This is a genomic window from Streptomyces sp. NPDC044571, from assembly GCF_040647115.1.
Classification (GTDB): domain Bacteria; phylum Actinomycetota; class Actinomycetes; order Streptomycetales; family Streptomycetaceae; genus Streptomyces.
The window spans coordinates 57617-73355 of sequence record NZ_JBEZBN010000028.1; the positions used below are offsets into that span (position 1 = coordinate 57617).

Annotated in this window: 12 protein-coding genes, 1 pseudogene and 2 CRISPR repeat arrays; of the genes and pseudogenes, 2 read left to right on the top strand and 11 right to left on the bottom strand. The window is 70.4% G+C overall.

Annotated elements, in window-relative coordinates; translation table 11 throughout:
• Positions 1-57: 57 nt before the first annotated feature.
• A pseudogene (locus AB0B01_RS17235) lies at positions 58-690 on the bottom strand (site-specific integrase); the annotation flags it as partial.
• A gap of 1013 nt (positions 691-1703) precedes the next feature.
• Between AB0B01_RS17235 and AB0B01_RS17240 the strand changes: the two are divergent.
• A complete protein-coding gene (locus AB0B01_RS17240; protein ID WP_361719022.1) occupies positions 1704-1988 on the top strand; it encodes a hypothetical protein in 285 nt (94 codons plus the stop codon).
• Between the two features lie 303 nt (positions 1989-2291).
• A CRISPR array of direct repeats spans positions 2292-2504; the repeat unit is 29 nt; unit sequence GGGGTCATCCCCGCGGGCGCGGGGAGCAG.
• A gap of 359 nt (positions 2505-2863) precedes the next feature.
• Here the strand turns inward: AB0B01_RS17240 and AB0B01_RS17245 are convergent.
• From AB0B01_RS17245 to AB0B01_RS17265, 5 genes are all read right to left on the bottom strand, one after another.
• A complete protein-coding gene (locus AB0B01_RS17245) occupies positions 2864-3307 on the bottom strand; it encodes an NUDIX domain-containing protein (protein ID WP_361719025.1) in 444 nt (147 codons plus the stop codon).
• Between the two features lie 4 nt (positions 3308-3311).
• Positions 3312-3968, bottom strand: a complete 657-nt coding sequence (locus AB0B01_RS17250; protein ID WP_361719028.1) for a dTMP kinase — start codon at positions 3966-3968, stop codon at positions 3312-3314.
• Complete coding sequence (locus tag AB0B01_RS17255) at positions 3965-5470, bottom strand: radical SAM protein (protein ID WP_361719031.1); 1506 nt, start codon at positions 5468-5470, stop codon at positions 3965-3967. The genes AB0B01_RS17250 and AB0B01_RS17255 overlap by 4 nt, the downstream gene beginning before the upstream one ends.
• A complete protein-coding gene (locus AB0B01_RS17260; protein ID WP_361719034.1) occupies positions 5421-6275 on the bottom strand; it encodes a hypothetical protein in 855 nt (284 codons plus the stop codon). Before AB0B01_RS17260 ends, AB0B01_RS17255 begins: the two co-directional genes overlap by 50 nt.
• A 217-nt stretch (positions 6276-6492) precedes the next feature.
• Positions 6493-6978, bottom strand: a complete 486-nt coding sequence (locus AB0B01_RS17265) for a hypothetical protein (protein ID WP_361719037.1) — start codon at positions 6976-6978, stop codon at positions 6493-6495.
• Between the two features lie 145 nt (positions 6979-7123).
• Here AB0B01_RS17265 and AB0B01_RS17270 point away from each other — a divergent pair, with 145 nt between their 5' ends.
• On the top strand, positions 7124-8467 hold the full coding sequence (locus tag AB0B01_RS17270) for a hypothetical protein (protein WP_361719109.1): 1344 nt from the start codon (positions 7124-7126) through the stop codon (positions 8465-8467).
• A 96-nt stretch (positions 8468-8563) separates the two neighbouring features.
• Positions 8564-8897: a CRISPR direct-repeat array (repeat unit 29 nt; unit sequence GGGGTCATCCCCGCGTGTGCGGGGAGCAG).
• 107 nt (positions 8898-9004) lie between these two features.
• Here AB0B01_RS17270 and AB0B01_RS17275 read toward each other — a convergent pair.
• The 5 genes from AB0B01_RS17275 to AB0B01_RS17295 are packed head-to-tail and all read right to left on the bottom strand — an operon-like array spanning position 9005 to position 15735.
• Positions 9005-10393 carry a hypothetical protein gene (locus AB0B01_RS17275; RefSeq protein ID WP_361719040.1) on the bottom strand — a complete coding sequence of 463 codons (1389 nt, stop codon included), beginning with the start codon at positions 10391-10393 and terminating at the stop codon, positions 9005-9007.
• 26 nt (positions 10394-10419) lie between these two features.
• Positions 10420-10935, bottom strand: a complete 516-nt coding sequence (locus tag AB0B01_RS17280) for a hypothetical protein (protein ID WP_361719043.1) — start codon at positions 10933-10935, stop codon at positions 10420-10422.
• 31 nt (positions 10936-10966) lie between these two features.
• Positions 10967-12652, bottom strand: a complete 1686-nt coding sequence (locus AB0B01_RS17285; protein WP_361719046.1) for a type IV secretory system conjugative DNA transfer family protein — start codon at positions 12650-12652, stop codon at positions 10967-10969.
• Position 12653: 1 nt separating this feature from the next.
• Positions 12654-14213, bottom strand: coding sequence for a type VI secretion protein (locus AB0B01_RS17290; protein WP_361719048.1), 1560 nt, complete (start codon positions 14211-14213; stop codon positions 12654-12656).
• 1 nt (position 14214) lies between these two features.
• Positions 14215-15735: an SCO6880 family protein gene (locus AB0B01_RS17295; protein WP_361719051.1), complete on the bottom strand. Its 1521-nt coding sequence runs from the start codon at positions 15733-15735 to the stop codon at positions 14215-14217.
• Positions 15736-15739: the final 4 nt, after the last annotated feature.

Below are 15739 nucleotides of genomic sequence, written 5' to 3' on the forward strand. Positions count from 1 at the left end.
CCCGCTTGCCTCGGAGGGGGCTTCAACATGCCCTGACGGCAGTAGCTGACGGCAACGTCAGCGGACGGGTGCTGCACAAAGTGGCGGTTCGTCGCCGTCGTCGGGTCGGGTGGCGGGCTGGGCGGGGTCGCGGAGGGTGCAGCCGAGGAGGTCGATGGCATCGCGTTGGAGGCGGAGTCGGACGTGTGCGTAGACGGTGGCGGTGACGCCGATGTGGGCGTGGCCGAGGAGTTCTTTGATCACGACGAGTTCGACGCCTTGCTCCAGGAGGAGGGTGGCGGTTGAGTGCCTGAGGTCGTGGAAGCGGATGCGGCGGAGCCCAGCCCGATCGAGGAGGGCGCGGAAGCTGCGATTGAGGTTCGCCGGATCGATCGGCCCTCCTGCCGGTGTGCTGAAGACGAGGCCGTTGTCCCTCCAGTCCTCAGCTGCGGCCTCTCGTTCTCCTTCCTGTACCTCACGGTGTTCCTTGAATGAGTGGATGCACTCGCTGGGGAGGGCGATGCGGCGTTCGGATGCGCGGGTCTTGGTCGGCAGGGCGGTCAGCCCGCCGGTCTGGGTGCGCTGGAGGGTGCGGCGAATGCTGGCAGTGCCTGTCTGGAGGTCGAGGTCTTCCCACTGGAGACCGAGGAGTTCGCCCTTGCGGAGTCCGGTGCGCAGGGCGAGTTCGTACAGCGCGTGCAGCCTGTCACCGCCCGCCGCAAGGAGGAGCAGTTCCGAGGCTCGACGGGGACTTCCAGCAAGTCCTTGCCACATTCCGAAGATGAGGGAACTGATGGACGAGGAAATTGAACGATTGGCGTGCTTGGCCGTCGAGTACCACGAGATTGGGTGCAGCGTCGCAGAGATCACCGATCTCCTAATCGATAAACATCCGTACTTGAGGCTGGCGCCGTTCCGGCTGGCCCAAGTGCTTCGATCGGCCTTCGGTCTTTCAGTTCATGACCTGCAATACGTCACGGCATGGGTGCAAGGTGAGATTTCACTGGAAACACTGGAGGAGCGCCTTCAGGTGACTCGGTAAGTCAGCCTCAGCCCATAACATGCTGTGCACATTTCGATAGGCCCCACCGAATGGATATTCGGTGGGGCCTATCGGGCGTTTGACGGCAACGCTGACGGCAACGTCAGCGGACGCCTGCCGCGGCGGGTGGGTCGTCGGGGTTGTCGTTGACAGGGCCGAGGGCGCCGTCCAGGTGTCGATGGCTTGCCGTTGGAGGCGGAGCCTTACGTGGGCGTAGACCCCAGCGGTGACGCCGAGCAGGTCGCGGTACCCGGTGAAGGTGGGCAGCGTGGCTGCGCGCATAGAGCTGCATGAGCAGGTCCTGAGGCCGGCCGCTGCGGGCGTAGGCCCTCCCGGCTGCCGTGAGTTCGGCGTCGAAGTCCGGGAGGGCGCAGATCCGGACGCGGCCCAAGCCCTCGAACCCGAGATGAATCCGTATCAAGGCCTGCCTCCTCGCACTTGACTTCCCCACCAGGGCTTTTGCGCGTACATGGCGAAAGCTACCCGCGGCCGTGTGCAACCGAAACGATGCGTATGCACCACGGCGCGACGTTGCCGGGGGCGAAGAAGAAGCCGAAATCCTATCCGGGAGGGGCAATTCATGATGCGTTCACTGCGACGAGCTGCGGCGATGTCCATCGGTGCCGGCCTGTTGGCTGTGATGGGAACGGGGGGCACGGCCTATGCGGGGTCCCCCGGCACGGTGGCGATCGCTGTCCCCGGGTGTATAGGCAAGCTGCACCTGGACGGCGGCGGCTCCTCCAACTGGGCCACTGCGACGCTCCAGTCCACCGGCCCCAACACGTGCTGGATGGCGTTCTGGTCACGCAACACCGCGACTGGTAACCCGCCGGCCTCTCAAGGCTTCAGCGTCGCTCCGTACTCGAGCGGCTCCGCGGGCCCGCCGTACTACCACGACAGCACGCACCAGGTCGCCATCTCCATCTCCAACGGGAGCAAGCAGGTCGGCAGCGCCTGGTACAACTGAACGATTCGGGAAATCCGGATTGCGAGCTACTCGTTCCGGAGACAAAGGCCGGCACCCCTACCCGGGTGCCGGCCTTCCCCATAGCACCCAATAGCATTCAGGTCGTCCGCCCCCGCACGCGGCCCTCGAACACCAGGGTTTCCCTGCAAACTGCAGGGGTCGCGCGGCACAGCCGGGCAAGCCATCGCCGGCCTGACGGCCCAACACCAGGTTCCCGCCGCAGCCAGCAGCGGTGCGGTGAGGCAATTGCCCCCGACTAGCCAGGGAGCAGGTCTGGGCGGTGCCCGCGATGGCGCCGCGCCCGGGGTCATCCCCGCGGGCGCGGGGAGCAGATCAGCAGCATGATGCACAGGGTGACGTTGTCGGGGTCATCCCCGCGGGCGCGGGGAGCAGGCGAAGGCGGAGACTCTGCCGAAGAGGTCGTAGGGGTCATCCCCGCGGGCGCGGGGAGCAGCAGCCGCGCATCGAGCACTGGACGGGCGTCACGGGGGTCATCCCCGCGGGCGCGGGGAGCAGGCTTGCTGACCTGCAACGTTACGCAGGGGAGAGGCCATTCCGAAGCACTTTCACAGGATCGGGCTTTTCTGGCATACCGCACGATCAGGCCGTCCTCCCATGCTAGAGGCTCTCGCTGCACGTCGTGAGAGTGGCCGGTTCGCCGGTATGGACTGCTTGCTGCTGGTCTACCGCCCTGCCGCCCCCGCCTGACTCGGTCTATCCAGCCTCATCGAATGCCACCTATCCCACCCCCTCCCTGGACGATGCGCCACTGAGCAGGACAGCGGTTCCGCGACCCAACGGAGGGCTGCGCCCCCAGCCAATGTCAGCTTGACACCCCTTGTAGCCCTTTGAGACGCCCCATGACGGCCGGGATGTTACTGCCAGCCGTGTTCCGTCATCGCCTGTTCGCCGTCGAGGTAGCCGAGGAGGCCGGCGGCGGGGTACTCGATGATGTCTTCTGGGAGCTCGTGGACGGACCACCACCGGAGGTCGAGACACTTCTCGGGCTCGCGGTTGACGGGCTCGCCCCGCCACTCGGTCGCCTCGAAGAACAGGCCGATGCGCTCGACCGCAGGGCTCTGCTTGTGGTGGACCACGTGCACGAGCCGCAGGTGGTCGGGATCGACCTCGACGCCGGTCTCCTCGCGCAGCTCCCGCGCCGCGCCCCGGCTGAGCGGCTCGCCCTGGTCGAGCTTGCCCGACGGGGCGTGCCACCGGCCGTAGCCGTACGGTCCGCCGCGCTGTGACAGCAGGATCTTGTCGCCGTCGCGCAGGATCACGTGCGTATCGATGACGGGCGTGGCAGGTGCTGCGTTCATGGGTTCACCGTGTGGTCGTCGGGTCTGGTGGGGTTGTCGACGCTACCGCCGACCGCGGGAGGGCGTCGGCGATTTGCTTCGCGACGTCCGTAGGGGTGGACCGCGTGCAGTCGACTACGAGGACCCTCACGCCGAGGATCGCCAAGGTCTCCGCCGCCTCGCCGTAAAGCTCGACCTCCCGGGCCGGTCCTCCAGGGTCGTCGTGGAAGCGGTGCCGCCGGCCGCGCTCGGCGAGCCGGGTGGCGATGGTGTCCGGGGCCGCCGTGAGGATCACGGCGAGGTCGGGCAGCAGGGCGTGGCGGTTCAGCGCGAGTACGAACGGCTCGGGCACGCCGTCGAGCTGCTGGAGCACGAGGCTCGACGCGAGGTACCGGTCGCAAACCACGGTCTCGCCGGTCCTGAGCAGCGGATCGAGCTCGTTCTCCATGTGCTCGTACCGGTTCGCCGCGACCAGACAGGCGAGGGCACGTCCGCGGATGTGATCCGCCTTGGCCCGGGTGAAACTCCCGAGCTCGCTCGTCGAGGGCTCGGTCGTCGTGTGGACGCTGCCGCCGCGGCCGGCGAGCAGGCGGCCGAGCTCGGTGACCGTGGTCGACTTGCCGACCGCGCTCGGGCCGTCGACCGAGACGAACAGACCCGGGTACGCGTGGCGCCCGTTCACGCGGCGACTCCCATGCGGTTCCGGTCGTGCTGCTCCCGGGTGAGGGTCGCGAGGGTGGCGCGCAGCTCGGGAAGGGGGGTGCCGCCGAACTGGATGCCGACCGAGAAATTGAACTCGTCGCGCTGCCTCATCGACTCGTCGGCGCCGTCGGCGGTGAGGTCGACGTCTCCGTACGCGAGCAGCTGCTCGGGGTCGTGGCCGTCGGTGATCAGCTTCTGCCAGATCGGGGTACCGGGGTAGGGGCGGAACTCGAACACGCTCGCCCGGAACCTGCCGCGGCCGTGGCGGTCGGCGATGCCCCAGAGGTTGTGGATGTGGCGCACGGTCGCGTCGAGGTCGTCGCGCTGCTCGCCCGGGTAACCGAGGATGAAGTACCCCTTCACGCCGATCCCGCGTTCGAGCAGGCGGTGCGCGACGGTTTCGGTCATCTCGGCGGTGATGCGCTTGTCCATGCCGGCGAGCACGCGGTCGCTGCCCGACTCGATGCCGAGGGCGACCTCGCGCAGGCCGCACGCCTTCAGGACGTCGAGCATGTCGTCGTCGAGTCGGTGCAGGACGTTGATCCGGCCGGTGGCGTCCCATACGTACCGGTCGCCAATCTTGTGTTCTTCGAACGCCCTCATCTGCGGGACGATCACCCTCCGCGCGCCGAGGAAGAGGTCGTCGACGAACCGGAACGCGGTCACACCGTGCGTCGCGTGCAGGTGGTCGAGTTCGGCGACGATGCTCTGCGGAGAGCGGGCGCGGATCTTCACCTCGGGGTTCGCCGATACGGCCGCGCCGCAGAACCCGCAGTCGTACGGGCAACCGCGCGAGCCGACGATGTTCGCTTCGACCCGGCCGTCCTCGGCGAGGTAGGGGTCCTGCGGCAGGAACTTCCTGTCCACGAACGGCAGCGCGTCGATGTCCGGACCGAGCCATTGCGCTGTGGCGCCGCGCGGGATGCCCGCGGCGTGGGTGCCGAGCAGGCGGTCGCGCCACATGACCCCCGGCAGTTCGGCGCGGCGCCGCTCGTCGCCCAGCAGCGCGGCGACGCGCGTCTCGCCCTCGCCGATCACGAGCGCGCGCAGGGGGCGCATCCTGGGGTCGGCGAGGATGCGGTCGGGCATGGCGCGGGCGTGGTGTCCGCCGACCATCAAGGCGATCCCGTCGTCGAGGCTCTCGGCGATCCGGGCCGACATCTCGTAGGTGGGTGCCAGCAGGTTCATGCCGGCCCACCGGGGCCGCAGCCAGTTGATCAGGGCGGCCGTCTCGTGGATGCCGAGCCCGTGTGCCTCGGCGTCCAGTACGCCGACGTTGAATCCCCGCTGCTCGGCGTAGGTGGCGATGTAGCCGAGGCCGAGCACGGGCAGGGTGTAGTCGTTGGTACGCGGCCTCACCGAGTAGTCGCGCAGCGGAGCGTTGACGAACACGGCGTCGAGCACGCGGTGTGGATCGGCGCCGACGACCAGGTCAGAGGTGGTGCGTACGTCCTTCGTGGCCGGGACCGGTAATGCGGTCATTGCTCCCCCAGGTGAGAGTGAAGAGTGTCAGGGCATGGAGGTGGGTGCGGGCGGGTGCCCAGTGGCGCCACAAGGCCTCGAACTCGCGCTCGGAGCCCGGGAGGGTGAGGCCGGGTGCTGCTTTGGCCGCCCAGGTGCGTACGGCGAGGTCACCGTGCGGGTAGACCGAGTGGTCGCCGGTGAAGTCGGCCGCGGCAGCGGCCGCGGTCCAGGGGCCGATACGGGGCACTTCGAGAAGTTCTTTGATCAGGCTTTCGGCGTCGAGGGCGGACCAGTGCTCCCCGCGGTCGAGGAAGGCCTTGGCGGCGGCCAGCAGGGCGGTGCGGTTGAACTTGGCGCCGACCGCGGCGAATTCCTCGTCACTGAGGCCGAGCACCCTGCCAGGGGTCGGTACGAGCGACAGCTCGCCCGCCGGGGTCGCGAAGCTGCGCCCGTAGGAGGCGTAGAACGACTGGTGCCGCTTCTTGGCCTGCTTCGCCGTCACGACTTGGCGGAGGATCGCCGTCACCATGGCGTCCCACAAGGAGGGGTTGGTGAGCCGCGCAACCGTGCCGAGGCGCCCCAACGCGTCGAACAGGGGGACGACCCCCTCGGGGGCGGCCGGCAGTTCGACGGCGGATGTGTAGGCGACGGGAGGCTGCGCGGGACCGTGCCGGTCGCCGGTCAGGGGGGACAGCAGCAGCTGCTCGTGGTGCGGGTCCCAGCGGGCGAGCCATACGGTGTCCAGGTGCTCGACGATCCGCACGGGCTCGCCCTGGGGCGCCTTGCGCCACGCGGGGTGTTCGGTGATGAGTGTCGTCCGCATGAGTGCGATGTCCGTTCCGATGGTGCGGGGGTGGGCGTTCACAGTCTGCGGCGGCAGAAGCCGGGCGCTCCGGGGTTTACCGACTCATCACTCCGTCGACCACGGAGCCGCCTGCGGACAGGACGTACGAGACGGCCGAGGTGGGGCCCAGGGCAGTCCGGTCGTGGCCTGCAACCGCGCGTTCTCGCACTTCCCGCGCGAAGGGCCGCCTGCTGCGTCACCGGACGACGTGCCCTTCTCGGTCTGCGAGCCGCGCGGTACCGATCCGGATCAGGAGTTTCAGCGCAGCCACGTGGCAGAAGAAGGCACCGGGCCCTGGGGCGGCGGCCCAATAGATCGGATGGCCCGGGTCGGGTCGGTGCCGGTCGAGCTCCGGCACTCCGAGCTGTGTCCCGTGGCCGAGGCACTCGACCTGGTGCCGCGAAGACCAGTGGTCTCGGGTACCGGGCGCGACCAGGGCGTAGTAGTTGCGGTTGCGGGAGTCGTGGATGACCGGGCCTTCCAATCCCGCGAGGGCGTCATTGACCACGGCCGTCACCTCGCTGGCCGCTGCCGCATTGGCCAGCTCCTCGGGGAGGCGCACCGCCTCGAAGAACTCGCCGAGCGGCAGGACGGCGACACCGTGAGCCTTCCACTCGGCGTAAGCGTCCGCCGGGTCGGCAAGGCTGTGCGCGTACCAATCAGAGGTGGTGTTTTCGGCCATGAGGAAGCTCCCTACCGTCATGAGCCGGCGGGAAATCCCTTCCGCCGGCTGCTGGGTACGAAGAGGTAACCGCACGACCGCGTACCGCGAGTACCGTTGGGGAGTCGGAGAAGTATGCAAGCCATGCACTTGTCGGGAGATGCACATGGCGCGCCACTCACGCACACCGAACCCCCATCTGGACACGCTGCTTGAGCAGGCGAAATGGTCTCGGGCGCAGTTCGCTTCGATCGTCAATCGCATGGGTGCCGAGGCCGGCCTCGCCCTGAAGTACGGCCAGCCCGCCGTGTCCCAGTGGGTGGCCGGCCATCAGCCTCGTAGGCAGGTCAGGGCCCTGATCGTCGAGGCTTTCGAGCGGAAGCTGGGACGTCCCGTCACCTACGCGGAGGCCGGCCTCACGCCCCCGGGCGGCGTCGAGGAGGCGGACACTGTGAGGGACCTAGTAGACCTCGGAAGGGCCGACATGGATCCGTCCCGACGCCGCGTCATCGCGGCCGGAGTCTTCTCCGCTGCGCTCGCCATCCCCCTGTTCCCCTCGCTCGCCCGGGCCGACAGCCCTGATCCGATACGGCCGGGGAAAGCCACGACACGCGTGGGCCAGGCACAGGTTGCTGCCATCCAGAACATGACGGACCGCATCGCGGACATCCTCGACGAGCTCGGCGCCGGCCACGCACGCCCCATGGCGGCTGCCTTCCTCGTCAACACGGTCGGCCCCTGGCTCAAGGCCGAAGCCGCCGCGCCGGTCAGGCGCAGCATGATCGCCGCGGCCTCTGACCTCGTCTACCTGACGGGGTGGATGGCCATGTACGAGCGGCAGCACCGGCTCGGACAGGAGTACTACGTGTCCGCGCTGCGGCTGGCAGGGGAGGCAGAGGAGCACGTGACGTACTGCCGCACGCTGCGCGGCATGTCCTTGCAGGCGTCGAACCTGGGCTACGGGCGGCGCGCTCTCGAACTGGCCGACTCGGCAGCGGAGGCGGCGCCGTCCGCGGGGCCCCGGCTGGTCGCGTTCCTCCGTGGCCAGCAGGCACACGGAGCCGCCATGGTCGGCGACACGCGGCAGGCCTTCACCCGGCTCCGTGAAGCGGAGGAGGCCCTCGCACGCGCGGACGACCGGCGCGAGTCCGTGGGCGGCTACGACCGTACCGCCTACCTCTTCCACGTGGCCCATGTTCAGGCGGCGACCAAGGACATGCCGGGGTCGGTGCGCACGCTGCGGGAGTCGATCCGCGTCCAGCCCGCGAACGAACGGCAGGGGCGCCTTCACGCGTACGGGCTGCTCGCGCAGCGCCAGCTCGCCATCGGCCATGTCGAGGCCGCCTGCGAATCCTGGGGAAAGTTCCTCGACGAATACGAAGCCCTGTCATCAGCCCGGGGCGACGAACACTTCGAGGTGATGAACCTCCGCCTCCGCCCGTATGGCAGCGTCCGCGCGGTGCGGGACCTGCGGGAGCGCGCGCAGCTGGTGGGCGCGCTCAAAGGATGACGGAGCTTCAGTGGCTTCACTTCGTACTCGATGCCGCGGGGTCATCCACGCGTGTGCGGGGCCAGGTGGTCGCGGGCCAGGAGCACCAGGCATACGCCGGGTCTCCCCGCGTATGGGGGGAGCAGGCCGCAATCGAGGAGTATGAGCTCCCCTTGCCGGGGTCATCCCCGCGCGTGCGGGGAGCAGAGCGCCAAGTACCTCGGCGAAATGATGGACCAGGGGTCATCCCCGCGTGTGCGGGGAGCAGGGCCCGGCCGACTCGGACGCCGGCTATCGCCAGGGGTCATCCCCGCGTGTGCGGGGAGCAGTTCACGGCCGTAAGGCCGTGCTCCTCAAGCTCGGGGTCATCCCCGCGTGTGCGGGGAGCAGAGCCCATCGGCCACAGCGGCAGCGTCGTCCGGGGGGTCATCCCCGCGTGTGCGGGGAGCAGGCTTACTGACCTGCCACTTTAGGCAACCTTAGAGGTGTTTCTCAGCACTTTCGCCGAAACCGACACATGGTGCAAATACTTCGCAAGGGTCTCGTCCGGGATCGGCTTCAAGCCGACAGACGAGGCGTGCGAGCCTGTGGCGGCGCCGGTGCCGCCGCTGCCGGTGCCGCGGCGGCTGCTCTCGGGACCGGCCTGGGCATGCCTGGCGGCAGTGTCACCGCGAGGCGGGCGGCGTGGTGGTCGGCTGCTTGGGCCAGGGCTTGCAGAGCCTGCAGGTCACCGGGTGCGAAGCGGCCTTGGGTGACCGCCGTGGTGACGAGCGCCTGAGCGCGCTCCGCAACAGCGCCGTACGGGCCGACGGCCGGGCCCGGGCCGGCGTCGTGCGGGGGCAGTTGCTGCCAGGCGTCCCGGAATGCTGTGACACGGCCGTGGTCGGAGGCTGCGAGTTCCTGCCCCATCGGGCTGGTGATCCAGGTCTGGAAGTGGGCGGTGATCTCTGCCGCTGCCCGGGCGGCGTCCTCGCGGGTGGCGTACGCCGCCGGTATCTTCGGTTCGACGAGCCGCTGCATGGAACCCCCGGCGGCGTCCGGTTCTCGGGTCGGCGCGTGAGCCGTTACCGGCTGAGCCTCGGCGACGGTGCTGTAGGTGAGGGTGGTGTCGGACAGCTTCAGCAGGGCGTCGGCGGCGGGAAGATCGCCGGTTCCGCGGCGGAGCCGGTTCGCCAGCGCCGCCGCTTGGACCGAGATCGCCTCGCAGGCCCGGATGGACATGGTCTTCCAGAATCCCTGGAACCGTACATCCGCGCGCAGGCTGTCCCAGGCTGGGCCTGCCTTCTCCTTCATGACCTCCCACACGTGGCGCAGGGCCCCGCGCACGGTCTGGATCCGCTGCCATTCCGGGTAGCTCTCCAGGCTCGTCGCGTGGGAGTCGGCGCCAGTCGTGGCGGTGTCGACCGCTGCTGCCGCCTCTGTCACCTTGGGCACTGCGGAGGCCGGTTCCACCGGCGCCCACGCAGCTCTTGCTTCGGTTGCCGCTTCGGGCTCGTCTGTGATGGGCGCGTGCACCGTCCGGTTCAGGACCGCCACGTCCGCGGATACGGCGGCCCGGACCTCCGCTGCGGGCACACCGGTGCAGATCTCGTCCCAGGCTGCCCAGACGTCCTCGTCCGCAGCGGCGCCGTGCGGGGCGGGCCGAGTCCGCACCCGGGTGCCGTCCGGGCGGTCGGCGTCGCGCCACAGGGGCATCGGGCCGCTCCCCGGCCGTTCGTGCTCGTCGGCGGCAGCGCCGGCCGCCGCCGGTTCCATCGGTGTGGCCATCGCCCGTGCCTTCGTGATGTCGTGCGTCGTCTGCCGTGTGGCGGTGTTGGCTTCGAGTGCGGCTTCGAGTACGGACGCGTCGAGGGGGTCGTGGATGGACGGTGTCGGGGTTGCTCCCTGCCTGCGCTCCTGTTCTGGCTCGGGCGCCGATTCAGGGAGCGACGGTGGTACGAGGGCCATCTCGGCCTCCTTCCCGCAAGACGCGGCTACAGCGGGGCGTTGAGCTCGGCTTCGCGGCGGTGCAGCTCGGCGGCCGCCGGGTGGGCCGGCGGGGCGGTCGTCGCGTCCGAGAGCGTCAGGTACAGCTCGAAGTCCTCGTCGGCGCTGGCGGGCGGAGGGACGGTCATCGGGGGTTCCTGGTGGGTGCCGGTCGCGCAGGCGGCGAGCTGCAGGCGCGGGGTGAAGGCGTGGAGGGTGTTGATCCAGTCGGCTTCGGCGAGCTCGCGCGCCGGCTCCTGCTCCGCGGCGTACGTGCGGATCCACCCCGTGTAGAGGGCTGTGAGGTGCTCGACGACGGGGGAGTGGTGGTACCAGCAGTGAGTGATGGTGTTGTGGAGCTCGAAGGTCTTGCGCAGCCAGTCGACCCAAGCGCCGAGCTCGCGCATGCGGATGCGCCGCTCGGCCGGTTCCATGGCGGCCCACACCCAGCGTTGGGGTTCGCTCGTCTGGGCGGGGCCCGGCGGCATCGGCCAGAGGTCGGCGGGGTTCATCGGGTCGGACACATGCGCCTCCGTGCGGTCATGTCGTCGTCGGTCACTTCGTGGCGATGCCGGCCTTGGGGTCCGCCAGGAGCTTCTTGAGGTCCTTGTCGCGGAAGGTGAGGCGCATCTTCACCTTGATCGGCGGCAGGTTCGTGTACTGGGCGATGGCGGTGAAGTCGGGGAGCTGCTGAAGGGAGTGGACGGGGGCGAGGTCGGTCTCGGTGGCCTGGGTGTTGGTGGAGTGCTCGCCCCGGGAGCGGCCGTGGCTGGTCTTCATAACCTCGGTGCGCCCGTAGAGGCCGGAGAAGTAGCGCAGGGTCTCCAGGTCGCCGCAACCGGGCAGCAGCATGCGCAGGCCGGAGGCGGAGAGCACCGTGTTGGCCTTCTGGGTGCCGAGGGATTCGCGGAGCTGGGACAGGTCGTGCCAGACGGTGAGCAGGGTGATGCCCATGCCGCGGCCCGTGGTGAGGATGTTGGGCAGGCGGGGGTAGCGCAGCATGTTGCCCGCTTCGTCGACGAGGATCCCGACCGCGGGGTCGATGGGCCGGCCCGAGGTGTTGTAGCGGGCCTCGGCCGCGTGGATGGCGCCGGCGATCAGGGAGCTGATCAGCGGCGCGAAGCGGTCGGCGTCGGCCTCGGAGGCGATGATGCAGATGGTGCCGTGCCGGTCGAGCCAGTCCTCGAAGGCGAAGTCGGAGCGGGCGCAGGTCTCGCGGACCTCCTCGTCGGCGAAGACGCGGGCCAGGACGTTGAGGCTGAACTGGATGGAGCCGACGCCGTCTTCGTGCAGGCGCAGCCAGGGGCTGGCGTAGTCGTCGGCGACCTCGGTGTAGCCGTGGGCGAGGAGGACGGCGCGGACGTGGTCGACGGCGTCCTTGCCCAGCGAGATCCAGCGGCGCATGTCGCTGATGCCGCCGTCGGAGAGCTGGGCGGCGAGCAGGATGCCCTTCAGCACGCTCTTGGCCTGGGCGACCCAGGGGGCTCCGCGCTTGTCGTCGCCGGAGGGGGAGGCCTCGGCCAGCCAGGAGGCCATGCGGTCCGCGGCTTTGGCGTCGGTGCAGTACGCGACCGGCGACCAGTGGTCGGTGGCGCGGCCGGGGATGCCGGCCGGGGCGATGACCCAGACCGGGCCGACGGCGCGGCGGCGGGCGTAGATGACGTCCAGGTCGGCGGCCTTGGTGGTGGTCACCACCAGCGGACCCTGCCACTCTGCGGCGTTCGGCAGGACCAGGCCGGTGGTCTTCGACGAGCCGGGTACGCCGAAGACGGTGGCGGAAATGTTGGGCTGGGCGGCGACCACGTCCTTGGTCCGCAGGCCGCGCCCCGCGGTGATGCGGTTGGTCCGCTTCAGCGGGTCGTTCGCCGCGGACATCTTCCGCTCGACCTTCGCGCCGCCCCACTGGGCGCCGCCCGCCTTCCCGCCGAAGGACACCAGGGTGGCGACCTTGACGATGACGGCGCCGAGCGCGAGCACGAGCGTGGCGGTCAGCCCGTAGAACAGCCAGGAGGGCGGGGCGGGGTGGTAGACGGAGCCGGGCCCCTTGACGAGCGCCGACATGACGGTGACGGGAACGCTGTCGGCGCTGCGGACCCAGCCGTTGCCGGACAGCAGGCCTGCGAGCGGCCCCGCCAGGAGGACGGAGCCGCCGACCGTGACGACCAGGCCGGCGCCGTAGGCGGCGAGCAGGGTGTTGTCGTCCAGCCCGCCCGCGGCCGGTCCGGAACGGCGCTCGGCCACGTCAGATCACCATCTTCTCGTCGGTCTCGAAGAGCCGTTCCTCGGTACGGGACAGCATCAGCTGGACGGCATGGGAGCCACCGCCCCGGCCGACCTTCCACAGGGCCCGGCCACGTTGGCCCGCACCCCAGGAGCCGATGAGGTTGCATTCGGAGTCGGTGAGTCCGATGGCCTCGCGGGTGATCTGCAGGGGCCGGGTGTCCTGGGCGAGCTGGATGCGGGTCTCACAGGAGGCGATGAGGTCCCGGGCGATGGCGACGGCCTCGGAGCCTGCCGCGCCGACGGATTCGAAGTCGGAGAGGCGGTGGGTGGCCAGGACCTGGATGGTGCCGGTCGCCCGGGACAGGCGCAGGTCGGCGTCGATCTTCTTGACCATGGTGGCGCCGCCGGAGCGCATCTGGCGCCACAGCTCGTCGCGTACGACGATCCACGGCCGCTGGCCGGGCTGGTCGATGGCCGACTGCGCCCAGGTCGAGACGCAGGACAGGACCATGGCGACGGTCTCGTCGCCGTACTCCTGGAGGGCGGAGATGTCGACGGACTGGATCGGGGCGTCCCAGTCCAGGTCGATGGAGGTGGCCTCGTCGAAGAGCCCGCCGAGGTGGCCGGTGACCATGCCGCCGAGCGCGGAGCGGATGGAGGCCATCTGTTCCCGCGCCCGCTGGACTTCGCCGTCGCGGATGCGCAGCTCGCGGGCCATGGCATCGGTGGGGTCGCGCAGCCGGTCGTAGACGAGGGGGAGGGTCGGCACGGCGAAGCGGGTGGTACCGGTGCCGTGGAGCTCACCGGTGACCTCGCGTACGGCCACGTCGAGGGCTTCCTCCTCCTGCGGCAGCAGGGTGCGCCGGAGCTGGAGTTCGAGGAGGGCCTTGAGGAGGGTGAGGCGGCGCCGGTGGATCTCGGTGAGGCGTGACTTGAGCTCGGCGGGGTCCTTGATGAGCTCCAGGCCGGCGCCGAGCGGGCCCGCGTCCAGGGGGTTGAGGCGGCCGGGCAGGCCGGGGCCGAGGCGTACGGGTTCGACGCCGAGGTGGCGGCACAGCGCCTGGTACTCGCCCTTGACGTCCCCTGCGATCAGCGTGCGGTGCCCGAACGCCATCAGCCGCAGGGACAAAGCCTTGACGTGTGCGGACTTACCCGAGCCCGGGATGCCGGTGATCATGACATTGGGGTTGGTGCACAACCCCTCCTTCACCCAGACCGCCGGGTGGGCGCTGAAGGCCTCCGTGGTCAGCACGTTGCGGCCGATGTACGCGCCGATCGGGGGCAGGCTCGCGGCGTGCAGGAACGGGTACAGGCCGGCGGCGTTCGCGGTGTCCGCGCGTACCACCTCGGTGCGCGGCGTGGCGGCGGCCCGGCCCGCGAAGGGCTGGCTCCAGCCCTTCCTGGGGGCGACGCGCATCGAGGTCGCCGGGTCCTCCAGGAGGCGGGCGCGGCGCAGTTCGCGGGCGGTCCGCTGGGGCGGGAGCGGTACGGGCGGCCGGTCGGCGACACCTGCGGCTTCGTCGATGCCGATGGCTTCGAGGAGGGTGTCACCGGCCGGGCGGCGGGAGAAGAGGCCCATCTCAGAACCCCATCCGTCGATCGGGCAGGCCCTGGCCGAGGGGGAGGGCCCCGGTGGCGAAGCCGGTGTCCTGGGCACCCCACATCCGGCGTACCTCCAGCCCGGAGGCGGCGGCGTCGGCCTGGAGCTCGGCGCAGGCCGTCTCCAGCTCGTCCAGCTCGGTGACGGTGACCGTGAGGACGGCCGTCATCCGCATGACGCCCTGGCCGGAGGCGCGGGCGGCGTCCTGCTGTCGGGCGATGGCCTCCTCGCGGCGCTCGTCCTCGCTCTCGTCCCGGCCGGACTTCGCCCGCAGGTGGCGTGCGGAGCTCCGCTTGGCCTTGTCGCGAGCCAGCTCCTGGCGGGCGCGGCGCGGGCCGATCGGCTCGTAGAGCAGGCTCATCGCCCGGCGGGCGTTCTGCCGCGGGCGCAGCAGCGGCTGGAGGATCGTCGCGTACACCTCGGCCTGCGGCCAAGTGCGGACCTGGTACGACACCGACCAGGCGCCGTCGTGCCGGTAGACGCCCCATGCCGTCTCGGCCGCGGCGGGGCCGGCGAGGTCCGGCTCTACGCCGGGCGCCGTGCCGGTCCAGTCGGGGGCTTGCGCGGCTGCGTTGCGGGTGGCGAGGACCTGCTGCGCCTCGGGGTCGTAGGCGGTCCGTACGGTCTGGGCCACCTTGCGGGGAGACAGCCACTCCACCACCTGAAGACTCGCTGTCGACAGACCCTGGCCCATCGCATGCAGCTCGCGTACGAGCACGGCCGCGGCACCGACCTGCCCGCCGCCGGCGCCCTTGATGGCGAGGCGGGCGCGGGCGGCGGAGAGCGTCACCGTCAGGTACGTCTCGCGCGAGGCCGCTGCCGGGCCGGCGCCGTCCATCAACTCGGTCAGCGCGGTCACAGCGGCGGCCGGTGCGTCCGCGGTGACGTGGCGGGCGGTCCAGGAGGCCAGGGCGGCGCCGTCGTCGGGCAGGCACCTCTGGTGCACGGCGATCCGTACGACGGGGGAGTCCTCGGTGCAGTAGCCGCGCAGGAACTGCGCCCAGGCGGCGACGCGGGCGGTCTGCTTGTCGGTGTCGACGAGGGCGAGCCCGGGGAAGGTGATGCGGGCGACGGCGCTGTAGGTGCCGGCCACGGGGTCGTGGACGACGCCGAGCTGGCCGCCGAGCCCGTCAGGGGCGTCGAGGATCCGCAGCCGGGCCAGGACGCCGGGCAGGTCCATGGGCTGACGGCCGGTGGCCGCCGAGCGCGGGGCGAAGGCGCCGGAGAAGAAGAGATTGCGTCGGGTAGCCACGGAGATCTGGTGCCTTACTGCGAGAGAGATCCATTCGTCGGCGCTGAGACCCATGACCCGCCCGAAGGCCAGGCCCAGGAGGAGCAGCGCGAGCGGTACGCACACGAACGCGGCCTGCCAGCCGACGTTGAACGGCAGGAGCGCGAGCAGGGAAGCGGCGGCGACCATGGCGAAGCCGGGCCCGGAGAGCCGGCCCATGAAGCCGGTCGTCTCGGACTGCCAGCCGCCGTAGGAAACGGGCTGGGACATGTCA